This window comes from Halomonas halodenitrificans DSM 735, from assembly GCF_000620045.1.
Classification (GTDB): domain Bacteria; phylum Pseudomonadota; class Gammaproteobacteria; order Pseudomonadales; family Halomonadaceae; genus Halomonas; species Halomonas halodenitrificans.
In genome coordinates this window covers 19132-38983 of record NZ_JHVH01000020.1, presented here as the reverse complement: position 1 = coordinate 38983, position 19852 = coordinate 19132, and the positions used below count along the sequence as shown (strand labels likewise).

The following is a 19852-nucleotide window of genomic DNA, read 5'->3' as shown; positions in this document are numbered from 1 at the left end:
GCGCGTCAAGCAAGCATATTCTCGCGCAGTTAAATTTAGTATGGTGAGCGACTTTATTTGCCTGCCTGGCCGCTAGCGTCGACCGGGCATTCACGGTCGTCTGACACGCGCCTTCGGTGCCGAGTCGCGTGTCTGAACAGCCTGGATCACTACCACGTCTGCCTTCGGATCAGCAGCCACAGGCCATCTCATGACCCAGCCCTCCCCTTCCGCCGCGCCGACCCGCACCATTCCTGCCAAGTACCTGGCGGCCCTCGGTCCCGGTTTCCTGTTCGCCGGCGCCGCCATCGGCACCTCCCACGTGGTTCAGGCGACCCGTGCCGGCGCCGAGTATGGCATCGGCTTGCTGGGCTTCATCCTCCTGGCCATCCTGATCAAGTATCCCACCTTCTTCTTCGGCCCCTTCTATGTCAGCGTCACCGGCAAATCGCTGATCGAGGGCTACCGCCAGACCTTCGGCAAGACCGTGGTGGCGCTCTTCGCGCTGGTGCAGCTGCCGATGCTGGCGATCATCATCGCCGCCATCGCCATCACCACGGCGGGCCTGGCCGGCAGCCTGCTGTCGCTGCAGCTGAGCGCTCCAACCATCGCCACGGCGCTGATTGCCGGCGGCTGCCTGTTCACCTTTACCGGCGGCTACCGAATGCTCGACTGGGTCAACAAGGTGTTCATCGGCATCCTGATCGTGACCACCCTGCTGGCCACGCTGGCGGCGCTGCCGATGGTCGACTGGAGCCTTTATCCCGCCACCGCCGTCTCGCCCCTGTTCAGCACCGCCACCCTGGTGACCCTGGTGGCCGTGCTCGGCCTGATGCCTTCGGACATCACCCTGGCGATCCTGAACTCGCTGTGGTCGGAGGCTCGCAACCAGTCCCGTGGCGAACGCTGTGATACCGAAGCGGAGAAGGTCGACTTCGATATCGGCTATATCGGTTCCGGCATCCTCGCCGCGTGCTTCGTGATCATGGGCGCCGGCGTCATGCACAGCCAGGGCATCACGCCGGCCGACGGCGCCGTGGGCTTTGCCAGCCAGGTTATCGGCCTGTACACCTCGACTCTGGGTGAGTGGAGCGGCTTTGTGGTGGGGGTCTCCGCCTTCACGGTGATGCTGACCACCCTGCTCACCGTGCTGGACGGCTTTCCGCGGATGCTGACCGCCGCCTACCATGCCATTACGCGCCCCGAGGCGGTCGAGGAGGAAACGCGCAGGACCGAGGGCAGCCATGCCTACTTGATCGCCATGCTTGGCCTGTCGCTGCTTGCCATCCTCATTCTCTTCACCCTGATGGGCAGCTTCCGGCTGTTCATGGACTTCGTGATGGTCTCGGCCTTCCTGCTCAGTCCCATTCTGGCGGCACTCAACCACTTCACCGCCAACGGCGCCAGCGTGCCCGTGGAGCAACGGCCTTCACGACTGATCAATGCCTGGAGCTGGCTGGCCATCGCCACCCTGGTGCTGCTCTCACTGGGCTATCTCTACGTGCGCTTTATCCATTGAGACCAGGAACGCCTCAGCATGCCGAGGGCCATCTGCCTCGGCGATCCACGTCGGGTGATATTCATGTTGTCGATGCGCGGGAACCGGGATAGGCCGTCCTAGTTTCGCGGGGCGTTTCGGGCCTCGAACCGGCGCCGTAGCCAGGCCCCCACGAGCAGCATCAGGGTGAGCGCTATCAGCGGCAGAAGCACGCTGAAGCTGATTGCCTCCTCGTTTTCTACCGCTTCCAGGGCGCCGTAGATGGCGCTGGAGTAGACCGCCCATTTCACCCCCAGGCCGAGAGTCGCCGCCATCACGAAGGTGACCAGCGGCAGGCGCAGCAGGCCTGCGGCGACATTGATCACGGTGTGGGGAAACCCCGGCAGCATGCGCAGGGCGCACTGGGTCAGGAAATCACCGCGCGCCTCGAACTTGCCCATTATCCTGCCGGCGAAGCCCCTTGACGCCCACCGTTCGCCGAGGCGAGAGGAGAGATAATAGGCGCCCAGGGAGCCCACCACGCTGCCCAGCGTCAGCATCGGGGTGGCAGCCAGCGGCGTATAGAAGGGGGCGATCAGCCACAGCCCGATGCTGCTGGAAAGCCCTATCGTCAGGGTGACCGCCATGATCAGGATCACCGCGACGATCACCGCGGGATGCTGGGAGGCCTCGGTAGCCCAGCGCTGCACAGCGGCCAGTTCGGGCGAGTGCCAGACAAATAGATAGCCGGCCATCAACAGCATGGCGGCGATCATCATCGCGTACCAGCGGCGACCCGGTGAAGTGTCGTTAAACATGCAATTCTCGTTGGTCCATCGACGTCATGGTGGAACACCCATTGTGCCATTCCCCTTTAGACCTAAGTAAAAGGTTGCTAGAATCCGTTCGCTCTGGTCGGCACTCCCCTCTCCCTGTGCCATCATTCTCACAACTAGAGCATTTCCCCATGCCTCCGAATCCTCCCTCCGCTTCCACGCGAAGCTCGGCACTGTCGTATCTGGGCGACCCCATTGTGCTGCTGCTGACGGTCGGCTTCATCGTCGCCTTCATCGGTCTGTCGATTTACGACATCGACATGGTGGCCAATGGCATCAGCGCCGGCTTCGCCTGGACGGCCGTGACCCTGGGTACCTACTTCCAGCTTCTGCTGCTGCTGACCTTCCTGATCGCCATCGGCGTCGCCATCTCGCCGGCGGCCAGCGCCCGGGTCGGGAATCTCGACAGCCCTCAGATCGGCACCTTCAAGTGGCTGGCGATGATCATGTGTACCCTGCTGGCCGGTGGTGGCGTCTTCTTTGCCGCCGGTGAGCCCATCTATCACTTCGTGGTGACCCCGCCGGCCTTCGATACCGAGCCGGGCACCGCCGATGCCGTCGCCGGCGCCCTGGCCCAGTCGTTCATGCACTGGGGCTTTCTGGCCTGGGCGGTGCTGGGCACCTTGAGTGCTCTTGTACTGGCTCATGCCCACTATGTGAAGGGCCAGCCGCTCCAGCCGCGTACCCTGCTCTACCCGGTATTCGGCGAACGCATCATGCGCGGCGCCCTGGGCAGCGTGGTAGACGCCTGCTGCGTGATCGCGGTGGTCGCCGGCACCGTCGGCCCGATCGGCTTTCTCGCCACCCAGGTGAGCTTCGGCCTGCATGAGATATTCGGCGTCAGCGAAGGCTATGGCACCAAGCTCGGCATCCTGGTGGTGCTGGCGGGGGTCTACATCACCTCGGCCATGACCGGCGTGCACAAGGGCATCCAGATCCTGTCACGCTTCAACGTCTTCCTGGCCCTGGCGATTGCCGCGGTGATCCTGATCGCCGGCCCGACCCTGTATCTGGTCAACGCCTTCAGCCAGGGCTTCGGCGAGTACCTGTCATCGTTCTTCAGCATGGCCACCATGAGCGCCGAGACCGCGCCGGCCTGGTGGATGCAGTGGTGGACGGTATTCTTCTTCGCCTGGTTTATCGGCTATGCACCGCTGATGGCCATCTTCGTGGCGCGCATCTCTCGCGGGCGTACCATTCGCGAGATGATCCTGGCCGTGGCGGTGATGGCGCCGGTCGCTACCACCATCTGGTTTACCCTGCTGGGCGGTTCCGGCATCCACTACCAGCTGATCGGGGCGATCGACCTCACCGAAGCACTGAACAACTTCCAGTTCGACGTGGCGACCCTGACCGTGGCCCAGGCCCTGCCGGGTGGCTCCATGATGGCATTGGCCATCCTGCTGCTGACCAGCATCTTCGTGGCGACCACCGGCGACTCCATGAGCTACGCCATCGCCGTGGTATGCGCCGGCCACGATGCACCGAGCCCGATAGTCCGCGCCTTCTGGGGCCTCGCCATGGCAGTGATGGCGGGTATCCTGCTCTATATGGGCGCCGGACAGATCGGTGCGCTGCAGCAGTTTATCGTGATCACCGCGATTCCCGTCTCGCTGGTGCTGTTGCCCTCGCTGTGGGCCGGCCCCCAGGCCGCCTACGCCATGGCACGCGAGCAGGGCGTTGTACCGCCTCGCTCGATGGCTACCGCCAAGACCAGCTGATTCGCCTGCGACGATCGGCATCATGCAAGGGAGGCACCCGGTCGGGTGCCTCCTTTCTTGTATCTACGCCCTGGGGCATCTTTAGCCCGGGATGGTTTGTGTATCATCTGGCGTTCCCGACCGGGGACATTCTTACGTTGAGGGAGTCATCATGAAGGTCTTTTCTGCCTTGATTCTCGCCGTCGCCACCATCGTGGCGGCTTCATTCATTGGCGATGGTCTTACCGACCTGCGTACCGGCGACCGCTATGTCACCGTCAAGGGGCTGGCCGAGCGGGAGGTCAAGGCGGATCTCGCCCTCTGGCCGCTGCATTTCGTGGCCTCAGGCACGACCCTGGAGCAGGCCCGGGAAGAGGCCCGCACCAGCCGCGAGGCCATCCTGGCCTTTATCGAAGACCATGGCATCGATGCTCGGAAAGTCGAGCTGCAGCGCCTCAACGTCAACGACACCGCCGCCGATCCCTATAGCAGCGGCGATGCCGAACAGCGCTTCATCATCAACCAGACCCTGATGGTACGCAGCACCGAGATCGAGCAGATTCGTGACACCGCCCAGGCGGTGGGTGAATTGCTCGACGCCGGCGTGGTGCTCTCCTCGAACTACGGTCCCAGCGGCCCGATCTATCTGTTCAACCGCCTGAACGAGATCAAGCCGGAGATGATCGCCGAAGCCACGGCGGCGGCCCGGGATTCGGCCGAACAGTTTGCCCACGACGCCAATGCCAGGATCGGCACCCTGCGTCGCGCCAATCAGGGGGTATTTGAAATACGCGCTCGCGACCAGGCGGCAGGCACCTCCGAAGAGCAGCAGCCGATCAAGACCGTCAGGGTCGTCACCACCATCGAGTATTACCTCGACTAGAGCGGCAACAGGCCGGCGAAGCGGACGCCGCTGAGCCGGGCCATCTCGTGCTTCCAGGTGGCCAGGTCGTCGACGCCGAAATCGGCCAGGCTGGCGTGGCCACAGGCCCTCGCCATCACCTGCATCAGTGCCACCGAGGCCTGCAGGAAGCGTTCGAGCTGAGCGGCGGAGCGGTCGACATCGAGACGCTGACGCAGGTCGCCGCGTTGGGTCGCGATTCCCGCCGGGCAGTTGTTGGTATGGCAGATCCGCGCCGCCACACAGCCGATGGACTGCATGGCGCTGTTGGCCAGGGCGACCCCGTCGGCCCCCAGCGCCAGGGCCTTGACGAAGTCCATGGGCAGGCGCAGTCCGCCGGTAACGATCAGGGTCACGCGCCCGCTGGCGCCCTCGTCGTCCAGGTAGCGTCGCGCCCGGGCCAGGGCCGGAATGGTGGGCACGCTGATATGGTCGCGGAACATCAGGGGCGCCGCCCCGGTGCCACCGCCGCGGCCATCGAGGATCAGGTAGTCGGCGCCGGCGTCGAGGGCGAACTGGATATCGCGCTCGATATGGTTGGCGCTGAGCTTGAAGCCTATCGGGATCCCCCCGGTGATCTCGCGCACCCGGTCGGCACAGCGGCGAAAATCGTCGACCGAGTGCAGGTTCTCGAAGGTCGCCGGTGACACGGCGGGCTCCCCCTCCTTCAGGCCTCGTACCTCGGCGATCCTGGCCGACACCTTGCTGCCGGGCAGATAGCCCCCGGCGCCGGTCTTGGCCGCCTGGCCGCCCTTGAAGTGGAACGCCTGCACTTTCGCGAGCAGGCCCTCGTCGAAGCCGAACCGACCGCTGGCCAGTTCATGGAAGTAGCGGGAGTTCTCGGCCTGCTCCTCGGGCAGCATGCCGCCCTCGCCGGAACAGATGCCGGTACCCGCGCGCTCGGCACCCCGCGCCAGGGCGATCTTGGCCTCCTCGGAGAGGGCCCCGAAGCTCATGTCGGAGACCAGCAGCGGCATCTCCAGGGTCAGCGGCTTCTGCGCCTCGGGGCCGACCACCAGCCGGGTCGCGACCGGGACGTCATCGAGCAGCGGCCGAGTGGCCAGCTGCGCCGTCATGATCTGCAGGTCGTTCCAGTCGGGCAGGCCGTGGCGCGGCACGCCCATGGCGTCGATGGGTCCCTGCGGCCCGACGCCGTCCAGCCCCTCCCGGGCCAGGCGGTGGATCAGCGCCACCGTGGGCTCCTCCTCGGTGGCCTTGGCCTCCGGCATCCGGTCGCCGCGCGTTTTTTCGGGTGCCGGCGCCTCCTGCCCCACCTGCTCCTTGCTGAAATTCTGGTGGGTACCATCGCAATAGGGGGCATTGCCCGTCTGCTTGCACTGACAGAGATAGGTCTCGCCGTCCTGTTCGGCGGTAAAGATCAGCGGCGTGAAACCGGTCCCCTGGTGGGAACCATCACAGAACGGCTGGTCGCTGGAGCGGCCACAGCGGCAGAAGGCGTACTCCTTGCCCTTCTCCAACATGACGTTTTTAGGCTTGTTGTCGGCGATGATCGGCTGGTTCATGAAAGGCTCCTGTGATCCGTGACCCACGTGGCGAGCCCGCTGCCGGGTCCCTACCCGGCAGACAGATGACCCCTATCAGTCTGGAAGAGGCCCCGCAAGGCCGCCAGTCACTACAGCCGCGTCATGCGCCATCGCTTCAGTGGACGAGACTCGACAAGGCTTCACCGCTGGCCCAGCCATTCTCGGATTGCATGGCCCGCTCCTCCGCTTCCAGCTTGAGCAGGTGGGCCAGCGCCGAGCGTGTTGCCAGTCCCTGTTTCGCTTCAGGCACGTCGTCATAGGCCAGCCGCGTCAATGTCTCCAGGGACACCGGCCCATGGCGCGACAGCGCCAAACGCACCTTGTGTTCGCGGGCCAGGCGATGGGTGATCAGGAAATCGATGGCACCATGGGCCTCACCGATCAAGAAGCCGTGGCCCGGGGCTATGGTATCGAACGCTTCCTCGCCCAGGGCGCTCAGGGCCGTGATATAGGCGGCCATATCGCCGTCCGGCGGGTTGATCACCACGGTGGAGCCCTGCATGACCTGATCCCCCGAGAAGAGCAGGCGCTGCGACTCCAGCAGATAACAGAGGTGATTCGAGGCATGGCCCGGGGTGTGCAGCACCTTGAGCGTACCCGCCGGTGTCGCGATGCGCTCACCGTGCCGCGGGCGATAGTCGGGCACGAAGGCGGCGTCCTGGCCGGCTCCGGCCGGTGGCGGCAGGCCAACCAGCCGGGCGCCGGTGCGGGCCTTGAGCCAGGCGGCTCCCGGTGAGTGGTCGATATGGGTATGGGTCACCAGCACACGGGAGATGTGCCCGCCGGCCAGGGTCAGCAAACGCTCCAGATGCCCGGGGTCTTCAGGACCGGGGTCGATCACCAGGTGCTCCCGGCCGTCGCCGAGCAGATAGCTGTTGGTACCGGGGCCGGTCATGGCGCCGGGGTTGGGAGCGGTCACCCGGATCACCCCCGGGGCCAGGGTCACCGCCCGGCCGGGCACGATCTCGGCGCTGGCCGTGGCATACCGATCGGGATCGAGACGACGCACCTCGGCATAGGCCGGCGCATCCGGCTCCACCTGGCAGGCCTCTCCCTGTCGCTGTGCCGGCCAGGGACGACCGGGCCGCGGCGTCGGCGGATTGGCGTGACCGTGACGCAGCAGTGACTCGGCGGTGGGGAAATCACCGATCAGTCGCAGGGTACGCAGGGTGGGATAGCTCAGCGCCATCTCCCCCCTCCGATGGGCCTGCAGGGCGTGCGCCACGCTGACCCAGGCGTGGTCGATGATCTCGCTGCCGTCCGGGACGACACACTGCCCCGGCGGCGCCAGGGCCACAAAGAAATGGGTATCGAAGCGCCGTGGCGGCCCCGGCGGCGTCACCCAACGTCCCAGATGGGCAAGACGGTCCAGGGGCAGACGCAGGCCGTGATGCTCGCACAGTGCCCCAAAGCTTGTCCGTTCACGACGCAGGGCCTCACGCCCCTCGGCAAGAACGGGATGCCTCCCCGTCGGCAGCGCGCCCTCGGCATCCCGGGCCAGTAATACCCCCGCCTCCTCCAGGCACTCGCGCAGAGCCGCAATCATGTAATCAACGCCGCCCTCATCCAGGCTCAGCACCTGGCTTATCTCGGCGTCATCGCGCCCTTCGACCAGGGCCCGCAGATCGGCGTCTCCCGCATCCACCGCGCCACCCGGAAAGACGTGGTAGCCGGGGAGAAAGGCCGCCTGCCAGGTGCGCTGAAGCAGCAATACTTCCAGGCCCGTCTCGCCATCACGCACCAACGCCAGGGTGGCGGCGGGACGAATCCTCTTGGCTCTATCATGCTGGGGCATATTCGACATGTTCTCTTTATGAGATATCAGGGCTGGCCGGGGCGGCCACTGTTCGCGGCGGCGCCCTCGGCGAGGGCCACATCGTGGCGGCCGATGGCGACCACCTCACGGGGCCACCATTCGGGATGCTCGTCGCGGATAAAGGCCAGCAGCTTCTCGCGCAGGTTGTTCTCGGCGACCCAGCCGCCTACAGGCTCCCGTGTCATCAGATAGCACCTCACCTCGATCGTCGCCTCGCGCTGGGCCGTCGCGTAGCAGCACAGCTTGTCCGGCTCGACCACATCCGGTTCCTGCTCGGCCAGCTCGATAAAGCGCTGGCGCAGGCACTCGATATCGGCACTGACGTGCAGGGTCAGCACCACCTGGCCATAGAGGCGCGCATCCTTGGCCGACAGGTTCTGAAAGGGCTGCGAGACGAAGTGCTTGACCGGCACGATCAGGCGCCGTCCATCCCAGCTGCGCAGGCGAATAAAGGTGTAGAAGATGCCCTCGACATAGCACCACTGCCCCTCGAACACGACCAGGTCCCCCATCCGGATCGGCTTGGCCAGGGACACCTGGAAGGAGGAGAGAATATTGCCCAGCACCGCCTGGCCGGCGATACCCACCAGCACCGTGAGCACGCTGGCCGAGGCCAGCAACGACAGGCCAAGGGTGCCGAACAGGTCGATCTCCGCCAGGATATAGAGCGCCACGGCGACGACCGTGACCAGGATGATGCCGCGCCTGAGCGCGTAGAGCGAGGTGAGCAGCTTGCGCTCATCCCGGTGGCGGGTGTCGTCGATCTCCCCCACCAGGCGCCGGGTCATTCGGTGCAGGAAGGTGTCCACCAGGCGCAGGGCGGCGAGCCCCATGCCCCAGGCCATGATCACGATCAGCAGGATGCGCAAGCCGGCGGTCGCGACACCGGAGAACGACACCACGCCGTCCAGCAGCACCTGGGCCATCAGCGACATGGCGATAAAGGTCAGCGGTGCCGGTATTCGATGCACGAAGCGCTTCGCCGTGCCCGCCGGCAGCCGGCGAGCCAGGGCCTCGGTCAGCCGATACACCGCCCATCCCAGCAGGCCGATCACCCCCAGGAAGACGGGAATCGCCAGCCACTCCCATAACCGCAGCATGCCCAGCGAGCGCTGGAACCGCTCGGGAATGTGCCGCTCGATCCAGGAGGACCCATAGGTCTCGTACAGCACGGGAATAAACGCCAGCGTATCGGGGGTGATCAGCCACACCGGCTCCCGTTCGCCGGCCCGGTAGCGGGCGATGCGAATCGCGTGGGACTCGCCCTCGGCCTCCAGCGAGGAGAGCAGAAGGTTGCGACGCGTCTGCCCCGTCCGGGGGTGCTGACCCGACATATCCTCGACCATGGCATCGCGCCGGCTGGAGAGGTCCGAGGGCTGCAGCCAGTCCCCCCGCCGCAGCACCGAGGCCAGTTGGCGCGCCAGCTCGCTGCCCCGGGCGGCCTGCTCCGTCGCCGGCAGATCGGCGAGATTGAGCAGGTGTGCCGCCGCCGAGTAGTTCTCCTCCCCGGTCAGGGTAAAGAAGCTACGCAGCGCCCCACGGGGCGTTTGACGGCGCACCTCTTCAGGCGGCTCGCCGAGCCCGCTGTTGATCGCCTCGACGGAAAACCAGCGGCCCCCGCCACTCTCGGAGGATTGCCCCGCCGACGCGCCGGCCATCGACAGGCCGAACAGCAGCAGGCACCAAGCAAGACAGCGTCTCATATCGACCCCTCCCTACCAGGCCAAGGCATCTCCCACCCGGCCATGCCGGGCCGGGCCCAGTGGCAGTACACCCCATGCTCGCCGCGCCGTCCACCCGTCGAAATCAGTCATGCTGCGCCGCGCCGGTACGCGCCCGGCAGGGGCCGAACAGGCAGGCGGCAAGCAGGATCAGGCCCGCCACGGTCGCGATCATCCCCGCGGCGCTGAGCGAGACCTCGAAGCCCAGCCAGAGCGGCGCCTCGCCGGCCAGCAGGTAGCCGGCCACCGCCGCCAGCAGGGCGAAACACTGGCTCCAGGCGATCTGGGCGCCGAGGCGATTGGTCATCAGCCGGGCGGCGGCGGCCGGGCAGATGAACATGGCGATCACGATGATCGAGCCCACCGCCTCGAAGGCGGCAATCGCCGCCACCGCCACCAGGGTCACCAGCAGCAGGTCCACCAGCGCCGGGCGGGCGCGCATGCTGGCGGCGAAATCCGGGTCGAAGCTGGCCAGCACCAGCGGGCGGCGCATGACGATCACGAAGGCCACCACCGCCAGCGCCACCCAGGCGACGCGCCCCAGCTGGGGCGGCAGATCGGCCAGGGCGACCGGGTCGATCAGGGCGGCGAGGCCCACGCCCTCGAACCAGATCAGGCTCTCCAGATTGCCGTAGAGGGCATGCTCGACGTCCAGGTGCACCCCGGCGGCGCCATGCCACTCCAGCAGCAGCACCCCCACGGCAAACAGGCTGGTAAATACCACGCCCATGGCCGCGCTGCCCTCGACCCGTCCCAGGCGCCGGATCAGCTCGATCAGCGCCACCGTCACCAGGGCGGCGACCCCGGCGCCGAGCATCATGGCAAACGACGCCAGGGTGCCGGTGATCAGGAAGCTGACCACGATACCGGGCAGGGCCACATGGCTGATGGCATCGCCGATCAGGCTCTGGCGGCGCAGCACCAGGAAGTTGCCGAGCAGCGCACAGGTCATCGAGATGATGATCGACACCGCGAGCGGCACCAGGCTAAAGACCATGAACTCATTCATTGTGCGACCTCCGCGGGCGGCAGCTCCGCCTCCAGGACCATGATGGCATCCGCCGAGAGCACCTGGCCGATGGGCGTCAGCCCGGCATGCTCGCGATGCAGGGCATCATCCGGATAGCGCCGCCGATAGAGCGCCCAGAGTCGCTCCTCGTGCACGGCATCCCTGGCCACCGCCCGGCCCGCCGGCGTGGCGACCCCGTCGCGACGCATCAGGCCGCGGCGGCGCAGCAGCGTCAGCGTGAGGCCGTCGAAGATGGGCTCGTCGCGCCCCAGGGCCAACAACCCCTGGCGCAGATGCACCCGGCGACGCAGGCGACGATAGGCAAGCAGCGATGCCAGCACGCCGCGGCGCGGCGAGAAGAGGAAGGAGACCAGGAACAGGGCGAAGGCCGCCAGCACGATCAGGGGCCCCGTCGGCAGCCCCTCACGCACGCTGGAGAGCGTCACCCCGAGATAGCCCGCCAGGGCACCGAGCAGTGCGGCCAGGGCCACCATGCGCATGGGCTGGTCGGTCCAGAAGCGTGCCGCCACCGGCGGAATGATGGTCAACGCCACGATCAGGATCAGCCCGGTGACCTTGAGGCCGATCACCACGACCGCCATCAGCAGCACCAGCAACAACAGGTCGAGCCTGCCGGTGTCGTAGCCCTGGGTGCGGGCGAAGGCCGGATCGAAGCACAGCAGCAGCAGGTCACGGCGCCATATCAACAGCGCCAGCAGCAACCCCATGGCGCACGCGGCGATCAAGAGCGCCTCGGAATAGAGCATGCCGGCGGTGGCTCCCACCAGGTAGCCGGTCAGACCCGACTGGCCGCGTACCGAGAGCGACTGGATCACGGTGATCAGCACCACCCCGAAGGCGAAGAAGGTGGAAAGCACGGCGCCGATGGCGGCATCCTCGCCCAGCCGGGTGCGCTCGCCGATGCGCTGCACCATCCATAGTCCGATGCCGGCGCTGCCGGCGGCACCGACGAGCAGCGCCGGCAGTACGCGGCCATCCCCCTGCCACACGCCCATGATCAGAAAGGCCAGCGCCAGCCCCGGCAAGGTGGAATGGCTGATGGCATCGCTCACCAGGGCACGCTTGCGCAAGAGCACGAAGCTGCCCACCATGCCCGCCGCCGCGGCCAGCAGCATGGCGCCTACGGTCACCAGGCTGGTGTTGTAGCCCAGCGTAAAGGTCAACGCTCGCCACCAGATCTCCATCAGCGCCTCTCCGTCCCTTCTTGCCACCCCGCCGGCGTCGGCTCGACCAGGCGTGCCAGCTGCACCGGGCTCAACCGCCCCCCGTAGGTGGCCTGCAGGTTATCCTCGGTGAAGGCCTCGTCGACCGGGCCGGCCGCCACACGGCGGACGTTCATCAACAAGACATGATCGAAGTACTCACGCACCGTGGCGAGATCATGGTGCACGCACAACAGCGTTCGGCCCTCGTCACGCAGCGACTTCAGCACCTGGATGATGGCCGCCTCGGTGGCGGCATCGACCCCGGCGAAGGGCTCGTCGAGGATGGTCAGGTCGGCCTCCTGGACCAGCGCCCGGGCCAGGAAGACCCGCTGCTGCTGGCCGCCGGACAGCTGCCCGATCTGACGCTCGGCGAAGCCCTCCATGCCGACCCGAACCAGGCTTTCCATGGCGCGCCGGCGCAGCTTCCGGGAGCCGAACTGCCACCAGCGCAGGTCACGATAGAGCCCCATGCCCACCACATCGATGACGCGTGCCGGGAAATCCCAGTCGATGCTGGAGCGCTGGGGCACGAAGGCCAGGTGACGGGTCTCCTGCTCCAGGGGGCGGCCGAACACCCGCACCTCGCCGGACAGTCGCCGGGTAATGCCCAGCGCCGCCTTGAGCAAGGTCGACTTGCCGGCACCATTGGGGCCGATGATCGCGCTCATGCTGCCCGGCGGCGTGACGAAATCCACCGAGTGCACCACCGGTCGATGATCGTAGCTGACCGTGACCCCCTGGAGCGCCAGGGGACTGGCGATCACCGCCTTGCCGAGTCGTGAATCGGGCATGGGTCATTCCTCCTCGTCGGTATGGGACGCATCCATGCCCAGGCGACCCTGCCAGCCGGCCTCCGGCGCGTCGCCGCCCAGGGCCCGGGCGATAGTGGTGATGTTGTGGTCGAGCATCCCCAGCCAACTCCCTTCATAGCTGCCTTCCGGTCCCATGGCATCGGAGAAGAGCTCGCCGCCGATGCGCACCTCGTGGCCCACGGCGGCGCTACCCTCGATCAGCGCGCGAATGCTGCGCTCCGATACCGAGGTCTCCACGAAGATGGCGCCGATCTCGCGCTCGACCAGCAGATCGACCAGGGTCTCGATGCGCGAGAGCCCCGCCTCGCTCTCGGTGGAAAACCCTTGAATGCCCATTACCTCAAGCGCATAGGCCTCGCCAAAATAACCGAAGGCGTCGTGGGCGGTGACCAGCGCGCGGGAGGTGTCGGGAATGCTGGCCAGGACCTTGCGAGCATAGGCGTCCAGATCATCGAGTTCTTCCAGGTAGGCCTCGGCATGAGCCTCGAAGGCATCGCTGCCCTTGGGGTCCAGCTCGACAAGGGCGTCGCGCGCCGCCACTACCGCATGGCGCCAGCGGCCGGGATCCATCCAGATATGGGGGTCGGGCTGGTCGGCGTAATCCTCGTCGGCGAGCAGCACCTCTCGAGGCACCGCCTCGCCCACGGCAAAGACGGGGCTACGCTTGCCCAGCCGCCCCAGCAGCTCGGCAAGCTGCACCTCGAGGTTCAAACCGTTCCAGAACACGGCATCGGCGCGGCTCATGGCGACCACATCACTGCGGGTCTGGCGATAGAGATGCGGGTCGACGCCCGGCCCCATCAGCCCCTGGACCTCAACCCGTTCGCCACCGATCTGGCTTACAATATCGGCGACCATGCCGGTGGTCGCCACCAGATTGAGGCGTGCGTCGGCGAAGGCCGGCACGCCGGTCAACATCAGCGAAAGCCCCAGCAGGGAGGCGAATCGATGGCAGAATCTCGGCACGGAAGGCTCCTGAATCATGGTCAAGACGGCATACGAACAACAATGTTAGCTTATATAATAACGCGAATTACTACGATTTGTAGTCGACCGCATTGGCTACCATATCAGACAAGTTCGTCGCTTTCTCTGGATGTCGATCGCGCGAGTTCTTCCCCCTCAGGAGACGCCATGCTGCGCCGCCCTCTGCTTGCCGCCCCCCTTCTCGCCTTGACCCTGGCGGGCTTACCCGCCCCGGGCCTGGCCAACGAATGCCCGCCGCCCGGCGAGTGGCAGCGCGACGGCGATGCCGTGCCCGCCGACGCCTTGATGCGCGAGCTGGCCACCCGGCGGGTCGTCCTGCTCGGCGAGCAACACAAGCGCCTGGCTCACCATCGCTGGCAGCTGCACACCCTGGCGGCACTGCATGCCCACCAGCCGGACCTGGCCATCGGCCTGGAGATGCTGCCCCGCAGCGCCCAGCCGGCGCTGGATGCCTGGGTGGCCGGCGAGCTCGATGTGGCAACATTTCTGGAGGACAGCGGCTGGCGCGAGGCCTGGGGCTATGACCCGGCGCTTTATCTGCCGATTCTGCACTTTGCCCGCATGCATCGCCTGCCGCTACTGGCGCTGAACGTCGCGCCGGCGCTGCGCCGACGCCTCAGCCAACAGGGTTGGGAAGCGGTCCCCCCGGCGCAACGCCACCACTTGACGCCGCCGGCACCGCCGTCTTCCGGGTATGTCGACGCGCTCACCGAGGTCCATGCCCGACACCCCGAGGACCCCGACAATCCGAACGGCCTCGAGGATTTTATCGACGCCCAGCTGGTATGGGACCGCGCCATGGCCGAGGCCCTGGCCCAGGCCACGGAACACGCCTCGCTGGTGGTCGGGTTGATGGGCGAGGGCCACATCCGTCACGGCCACGGCGTGCCCCACCAGCTCCACGACCTCGGCATCGAGGCCCAGCGCACGTTGCTGGCCTGGTCGCCGCCGCAGGAGTGCCCGCCGCCCGAGGCGGTCGCCGATGCCCTGTTCGGCCTGGGTGACGAAGCGCCCCATGAACCGGCGGCAGCGCTTACCGGCCGCCCCCCTGACCACTGACTGGTAGAGAGAAGAGCGAGAAGGGACTGCCCCCAGCGAGAAGGGACTGTGCGATAGCTCGGGTGGTCGCTCGCCAGGGGGCGTGGCATCATGGCGGCCCCTTGATCACCCGACTTGACCACCCAAGAGGATACCGAGACGCCATGCGCCCCCTGATTCGCCTCTTCTTCCGCGGCCTGCGCCAGGTACTGGCCCCGATCGTGCTGATTTCCGAAAAACTCTCGACGCCCAAGTCCGTGGAGCGCTCCCCGGAGGCCCAGGCCGAGATCGATCGCGCCTGTGAAGGCCTCGCTCTCTACCAGTTCCGCACCTGCCCCTTCTGCGTCAAGGTGCGCAAGGAGATCGCCCGTCTGGGGCTGCCCATCGAGGTCCGCGACGCTCAGCTGAACCCGGATCATCGCCGGGAGCTCGCCGAGGGTGGCGGACGCGTCAAGGTTCCCTGCCTGCGTATCGCCCAGGACGACGGCGGGGTCGAGTGGCTCTACGAGTCCGATGATATCAACGCCTGGCTGCAGCGGCGCTTCGCCACCGCCTGATCCTCCCTCCGGCGGGTCCGCCACGCCACTAAGGCGCGTCCCGATCACGCCCCCGGCTGGACCTCCATGGCCCTGGCGCCTACACCTTGGATATGGAGATCCATGGCCCACCCACACCGCGCGGCCTTGTGCCGGTGCTGCGCTTTCTGGGACTGGTGGTACTGGGCGCCACGGTGGGTGGCGTGGCGGCGCTGTTTGCCGCCGGTTTCGTGCGCGGCGTACTGTGGCTCAACGAGATACTGTTGATCTCGCCGCGCAGCCGCATGATGTTTGCCTGGCCGGAGTGGCTGACGCTGACCACCGTGGCCGTGCCTGCCCTGGGCGGGTTGATCGTCGGCCATCTGCACCAGACCCTGCCCGAACGGCGCCCCCACACGCCGACCGATGCCATCGCCGCCGTCCAGACTCGTCGCGGCCGACTGCCGGTCAAGGCCGGGGCAGTCTCCGCCCTTACCGCCATGCTCTCCCTGGGTGCCGGAGCCTCGGTCGGCCAGTACGGCCCGCTGGTGCACCTGGGGGCCAGCCTGGGCTCTTTCGGCGCACGGCTGTTGCACCTGAGCCGGTCCGACGACAATATCACCATCGCCTGTGGTGTGGCCGCGGCGATTGCCACCGCCTTCAATGCCCCCCTGGCGGGCATTGTCTTCGCCCATGAGGTGGTGCTGCGCCACTATGCACTGCGTGCCTTCGCCCCCATCGCCGCCGCGGCCCTGGTCGGCCATGTGATCGCCACCCAGGCACTGGCCCAGGGCGCCCTCTTTCATGTCGCCGAGACCGTGATCCCCCAGGCCTGGGAGTTTGCCCTGTTCGTCGCCATCGGCGGCCTGGGCGCCCTGCTGGCCGGTGGCTATATGCATGCCATTCTCGGCCTGAGCCGTGTCGCCCAGCGCCTGCCACTGCGCCCCGCGCTACAACCGGCCCTGGCCGGCGCCCTGCTGGGCGTGGCGGCACTCTGGGTACCCGATATCCTCGGCATGGGCCAGGAGACCCTGCGCTTCGCCACCATCGCCGGGGCCTTCGGCAGCGGCGAGCTGCTGCTGGTGCTGGGCCTGAAGGTGGCGGCCACCGCCCTCTGTCTGGGCATGGGTTTCAGCGGCGGCGTGTTCAGCCCCGCCCTGGTGGTCGGCATGCTGTTCGGCGCGCTCTGCGGCACCCTGGTGGCCAGCCTGACCGGCGCCTCCCAGGATACCTTCGTCTTCTATGCGGTATGTGGCATGGTCGCCGTCACCGCCCCGGTCATCGGCGCCCCGCTGACCAGCCTGCTGATCGTCTTCGAGCTTACCGGCAACTACGCCCTGACCACCGCGGCCCTGGCAAGCGTGACCCTGGCCAGCCCCATCGCCGCTCAGCTGTTCGGGCGCTCGCTATTCGATATCCAGCTGCTCGAGCGTGGCCTGGATCTCTCCTCCGGGCGTGGCCAGGCCCTGCTGATGGACACCCGGGTAACCGACTACCTGACCAAGGAGTGCGTCACCCTCTCTCTCGAGGCGTCGCTGGACGAGGCCATTGTCGATATCGCCCGGCAGCACCATGCCGAGGCCTACCTGGTGGATGCCAGAGGGCACTTTCATGGCTGCGTGACACTGGCCGGCCTGGAGGCGACGCGGCAGGAGACCGGCAAGCCCCGACGGGTTCGACAATGCCTGGACGAAAGGCGGCCGACGCTCCGCCCCGACAGCACCCTGTGGGCGGCGATGGCCCTGCTCGAGGAGGTCACCGGCGAGGCCCTGGCGGTGGTGGACGACACGGGCCTCTTCCATGGCGTGGTCTATGAGGTCACGATCGCCCACGCCTATCTCCACCAGAGCGAGGCCCTGCGCCGGGAGGAGCATGATCATGGGTAGGCTGGCCGTGGCTCTACTGCTGACGATGATCGCCTGGGGCTCCCCGGCCCTGGCCGAGCCCCTGCGGGTGCTCAGCTGGGGCGGGGCCTACGAGCGCGCCCAGCGCGAGGCCCTGTTCACCCCGTTCACCGTGCAGAGCGGGATCGAGATCGAGGTGGCCCGCTACGCAGGGGGCCTGGACGCGCTGCGCCGTGCCGTCGCCGCCAACGAGGTGCCCTGGGATGTGATCGACATGACCCGCAGCGAGGCCATGGCCGCCTGTGACGAGGGCCTGCTACAGCCCCTGCCGCCGAGCCTTGCCGCCCCGGCCCCGGACAGCACTCCCGCCGACCGGGACTTCATCTCCGGAGCCATGGGCACCTGCGCCCTCACCCATACGCTGTTTGCCACGGTGGTGGCCTATCGCGCCGACGCCTTCCCGGGGCGGCGTCCCGCCCGCATCGCCGACCTCTTCGACCAGCAGCGCTTTCCGGGTCCCCGGGCCCTGCAGCGCACGCCGGCGGTCAACCTCGAGTGGGCACTGCTCGCCAGCGGCGTCCCCCGGGAGGAACTCTACCGGCTGCTCAGCACCCCACGGGGCCTGCGACTCGCCTTCCAGCGGCTGGACAAGCTGGACACCATCCACTGGTGGGAAGAGGGCGAGGCACCCGTGGAGCTGCTCACCACTGGCCAGGTGGTCATGGCCTCGGGCTACAACGGACGCTTCTTCGAGGCGATGGTCCAGCGCGGCGTACCCATCGAGATTCTCTGGGATGGCCAGATTCAGGAGCACGAGACCTGGGTGATTCCGCGTCATGCCCGCCATCCCCAGGCCGCCCGCGACTTCATCCGCTTCGCCACCTCCACCGAGCGCCTCGCCGCCCTGGCCGGGCGCATTCCCTACGGGCCGGCCCGTGCATCGGCGGCCGTGCAGGTGGGCCGCCATCCGGAAAGCGGCGTGGACATGCGCCTGCATATCCCCACGCACCCACTCAACGACAAGCGCGCCATCATCAAGGACGAGGACTGGTACGCCCGCACCCTGACTCGCATGAACGACTACTTCGCGGCCTGGCTGGAAGCTCGAGAGGCCAGAGGCGACGATACTCCAACCGCTCCCGGGCCCAGCACGGCCGCGCCGGGTGAATCCGAGCCCGACACCCAACCCCAAAGGTTCCCGTAACCCTCCGAGGCCGAGTCGACCACCGCCTTAACGCGGACCACCGCGCCGCGCCCGAATCAGCAGGTTGCGTGGGGTAAGCTCGCGCTCGCAGAAGGTGCCGAGTTCGGCGACGTAGCCGGCCTCCTGGAGAAATACCAGGCGATCCAGCGCCAGCCAGACCTCCAGGGGGCGGCGGAACAGGTGGCGCACCAGCTCCAGGCGCGTTACCTCCGCCTGGCGGCGCCACCCCCAGGCCTCATGGCCGGCCCAGTCGATGCCATCGGGCAGCTCGATGCCCTTGCGGGCGGCAGCCCAGCGGCAGAAGTCCTCGAAGGTATCGGGCATGCGGCCATAGGCCAGGCTCGGCACCGGCAGATAGTCATCGCGGCCCCGTACCTCTCGCTGCAGCCGATCGAAGCCGAGCCGCCAGGCACCCGCCCGCCAGCGGTGGCGCCGGTGATGCCGCGGTGCGGTGACCGTCTCCTGCACCGCCATGGCCAGGTCTTCCCGGGTCAAGGCCAGGTGATGGCGTGCCATGGCCCGGGCGCCGAGCCGCGAGAGCGGCCGGTACCGGGTATCGGCGGTACGCTGATAGCAGCACGGCGCCAGGGTCACCGCCGAGCCCGCCGCGACCGCCTGCTCGAGCAGGCGGCGATGCAGGTCCCCGCAGGCGTGCAGGGCGCAGGCATGGGTGGTCGGTGCCAGCCAGCGCTCGACGCCGGGCGCCATGACGTCCTGTCGGGCCAGCACCACCGCCGCCCCCTGGGACTCGGCCAGGCCGGCACCGCTCTCGCACAGGCCGCCATCCCACTCCAGCGCCGTGACGCCGACCCCGTGCCGGCGCGCCAGGGTGCGGGCCAGGTGCCCCTTGCCGGCACACCATTCCAGGGGCGTCTCCTGCTCGCCCAGGCGCACCCTGGGCAAAAAGGCCTGGATCTGGCGCCACTTGCGCCCGCCCATCTGGGCCGCCCAGCGCTCCGGCAGGGCCTCCCCCTCCGACGCGAGCCGCGGCAGCTCGGCCAGCGCCTCGAGCTCCGCCACCGGCAGGCAGTCGGCCAGGGGTGAATCGCTGAAGGGGGCCTCCTGCAGACGCACCGCTTCAGCATCGGAGAGCGCCAGCAGCGCCTCGGCCATGGCGGACCACTCGGCCGGCCAGGGCAGCCGAGGATGCTGAAACGGCAGGGGCTGCCAGAGCGGTCGCCATTCGGCGAGCAGCTCGGTCAGGCGCTCGAAGCGCCGGGCCGGATTCCATGGGTGGGACACA

At 67.6% G+C, this 19852-nt stretch carries 16 protein-coding genes; 7 read left to right on the top strand and 9 right to left on the bottom strand.

Features of this window, described 5'->3' with window-relative positions; all coding sequences use genetic code 11:
- The first annotated feature begins 190 nt into the window (after positions 1-190).
- Positions 191-1498: an NRAMP family divalent metal transporter gene (locus tag Q358_RS0110335; protein ID WP_027961962.1), complete on the top strand. Its 1308-nt coding sequence runs from the start codon at positions 191-193 to the stop codon at positions 1496-1498.
- 98 nt (positions 1499-1596) lie between these two features.
- Here the strand turns inward: Q358_RS0110335 and Q358_RS0110330 are convergent, their stop codons facing one another.
- Positions 1597-2274 carry a TVP38/TMEM64 family protein gene (locus Q358_RS0110330; protein ID WP_027961961.1) on the bottom strand — a complete coding sequence of 226 codons (678 nt, stop codon included), beginning with the start codon at positions 2272-2274 and terminating at the stop codon, positions 1597-1599.
- Between the two features lie 149 nt (positions 2275-2423).
- On the opposite strand from Q358_RS0110330, the gene Q358_RS17160 reads away from it, so the two are divergent.
- Entirely contained in the window at positions 2424-4013 is a 1590-nt protein-coding gene (locus Q358_RS17160; RefSeq protein WP_051530303.1) for a BCCT family transporter, read from the top strand.
- A gap of 151 nt (positions 4014-4164) precedes the next feature.
- A complete protein-coding gene (locus Q358_RS0110320; RefSeq protein ID WP_027961960.1) occupies positions 4165-4875 on the top strand; it encodes an SIMPL domain-containing protein in 711 nt (236 codons plus the stop codon).
- Here the strand turns inward: Q358_RS0110320 and Q358_RS0110315 are convergent.
- The 7 genes from Q358_RS0110315 to Q358_RS0110285 all read right to left on the bottom strand — a co-directional run bounded on the left by Q358_RS0110315 (position 4872) and on the right by Q358_RS0110285 (position 13987).
- The gene (locus Q358_RS0110315) at positions 4872-6416 is read right to left on the bottom strand and encodes a glutamate synthase-related protein (protein WP_027961959.1); all 1545 of its coding nucleotides are present in this window, start codon (positions 6414-6416) and stop codon (positions 4872-4874) included. The genes Q358_RS0110320 and Q358_RS0110315 overlap by 4 nt on opposite strands.
- Positions 6417-6552: 136 nt before the next feature.
- Entirely contained in the window at positions 6553-8232 is a 1680-nt protein-coding gene (locus Q358_RS0110310; RefSeq protein WP_027961958.1) for an MBL fold metallo-hydrolase, read from the bottom strand.
- 26 nt (positions 8233-8258) lie between these two features.
- Entirely contained in the window at positions 8259-9956 is a 1698-nt protein-coding gene (locus tag Q358_RS0110305) for a mechanosensitive ion channel family protein (protein WP_027961957.1), read from the bottom strand.
- Between the two features lie 103 nt (positions 9957-10059).
- Positions 10060-10983, bottom strand: a complete 924-nt coding sequence (locus Q358_RS0110300; RefSeq protein WP_027961956.1) for a metal ABC transporter permease — start codon at positions 10981-10983, stop codon at positions 10060-10062.
- Positions 10980-12188 (bottom strand): metal ABC transporter permease, encoded by a 1209-nt coding sequence (locus Q358_RS0110295; RefSeq protein ID WP_027961955.1) that lies wholly within the window; start codon positions 12186-12188, stop codon positions 10980-10982. The genes Q358_RS0110300 and Q358_RS0110295 overlap by 4 nt, the downstream gene beginning before the upstream one ends.
- Complete coding sequence (locus tag Q358_RS17155) at positions 12188-13000, bottom strand: metal ABC transporter ATP-binding protein (RefSeq protein ID WP_051530302.1); 813 nt, start codon at positions 12998-13000, stop codon at positions 12188-12190. The genes Q358_RS0110295 and Q358_RS17155 overlap by 1 nt, the downstream gene beginning before the upstream one ends.
- Positions 13001-13003: 3 nt before the next feature.
- Positions 13004-13987, bottom strand: a complete 984-nt coding sequence (locus tag Q358_RS0110285; RefSeq protein WP_027961954.1) for a metal ABC transporter solute-binding protein, Zn/Mn family — start codon at positions 13985-13987, stop codon at positions 13004-13006.
- 168 nt (positions 13988-14155) lie between these two features.
- On the opposite strand from Q358_RS0110285, the gene Q358_RS17150 reads away from it, so the two are divergent.
- The 4 genes from Q358_RS17150 (at position 14156) to Q358_RS17145 (ending at position 18609) form a co-directional block, all read left to right on the top strand.
- On the top strand, positions 14156-15067 hold the full coding sequence (locus Q358_RS17150; protein ID WP_043488088.1) for a ChaN family lipoprotein: 912 nt from the start codon (positions 14156-14158) through the stop codon (positions 15065-15067).
- A gap of 143 nt (positions 15068-15210) precedes the next feature.
- Positions 15211-15603 (top strand): glutaredoxin family protein, encoded by a 393-nt coding sequence (locus tag Q358_RS0110275; RefSeq protein ID WP_027961953.1) that lies wholly within the window; start codon positions 15211-15213, stop codon positions 15601-15603.
- 92 nt (positions 15604-15695) lie between these two features.
- Entirely contained in the window at positions 15696-17447 is a 1752-nt protein-coding gene (locus tag Q358_RS0110270) for a chloride channel protein (protein ID WP_084286515.1), read from the top strand.
- The gene (locus tag Q358_RS17145) at positions 17440-18609 is read left to right on the top strand and encodes an extracellular solute-binding protein (RefSeq protein ID WP_245598308.1); all 1170 of its coding nucleotides are present in this window, start codon (positions 17440-17442) and stop codon (positions 18607-18609) included. The genes Q358_RS0110270 and Q358_RS17145 overlap by 8 nt, the downstream gene beginning before the upstream one ends.
- A gap of 27 nt (positions 18610-18636) precedes the next feature.
- On the opposite strand, the gene Q358_RS19045 is transcribed toward Q358_RS17145, so the two are convergent.
- Positions 18637-19851 carry a methyltransferase gene (locus tag Q358_RS19045; protein ID WP_027961951.1) on the bottom strand — a complete coding sequence of 405 codons (1215 nt, stop codon included), beginning with the start codon at positions 19849-19851 and terminating at the stop codon, positions 18637-18639.
- Position 19852: the final 1 nt, after the last annotated feature.

Coding starts and splice junctions, on each gene's coding strand:
- Q358_RS0110320 (WP_027961960.1), top strand. CDS start 4,165: ATGAAGGTCTTTTCTGCCTTGATTCTCGCCGTCGCCACCATCGTGGCG.
- Q358_RS17155 (WP_051530302.1), bottom strand. CDS start 13,000: ATGCCCGATTCACGACTCGGCAAGGCGGTGATCGCCAGTCCCCTGGCG.
- Q358_RS17160 (WP_051530303.1), top strand. CDS start 2,424: ATGCCTCCGAATCCTCCCTCCGCTTCCACGCGAAGCTCGGCACTGTCG.
- Q358_RS0110295 (WP_027961955.1), bottom strand. CDS start 12,188: ATGGAGATCTGGTGGCGAGCGTTGACCTTTACGCTGGGCTACAACACC.
- Q358_RS0110310 (WP_027961958.1), bottom strand. CDS start 8,232: ATGCCCCAGCATGATAGAGCCAAGAGGATTCGTCCCGCCGCCACCCTG.
- Q358_RS0110275 (WP_027961953.1), top strand. CDS start 15,211: ATGCGCCCCCTGATTCGCCTCTTCTTCCGCGGCCTGCGCCAGGTACTG.
- Q358_RS0110315 (WP_027961959.1), bottom strand. CDS start 6,416: ATGAACCAGCCGATCATCGCCGACAACAAGCCTAAAAACGTCATGTTG.
- Q358_RS17150 (WP_043488088.1), top strand. CDS start 14,156: ATGCTGCGCCGCCCTCTGCTTGCCGCCCCCCTTCTCGCCTTGACCCTG.
- Q358_RS0110300 (WP_027961956.1), bottom strand. CDS start 10,983: ATGAATGAGTTCATGGTCTTTAGCCTGGTGCCGCTCGCGGTGTCGATC.
- Q358_RS0110270 (WP_084286515.1), top strand. CDS start 15,696: ATGGAGATCCATGGCCCACCCACACCGCGCGGCCTTGTGCCGGTGCTG.
- Q358_RS0110330 (WP_027961961.1), bottom strand. CDS start 2,274: ATGTTTAACGACACTTCACCGGGTCGCCGCTGGTACGCGATGATGATC.
- Q358_RS17145 (WP_245598308.1), top strand. CDS start 17,440: ATGGGTAGGCTGGCCGTGGCTCTACTGCTGACGATGATCGCCTGGGGC.
- Q358_RS0110305 (WP_027961957.1), bottom strand. CDS start 9,956: ATGAGACGCTGTCTTGCTTGGTGCCTGCTGCTGTTCGGCCTGTCGATG.
- Q358_RS0110335 (WP_027961962.1), top strand. CDS start 191: ATGACCCAGCCCTCCCCTTCCGCCGCGCCGACCCGCACCATTCCTGCC.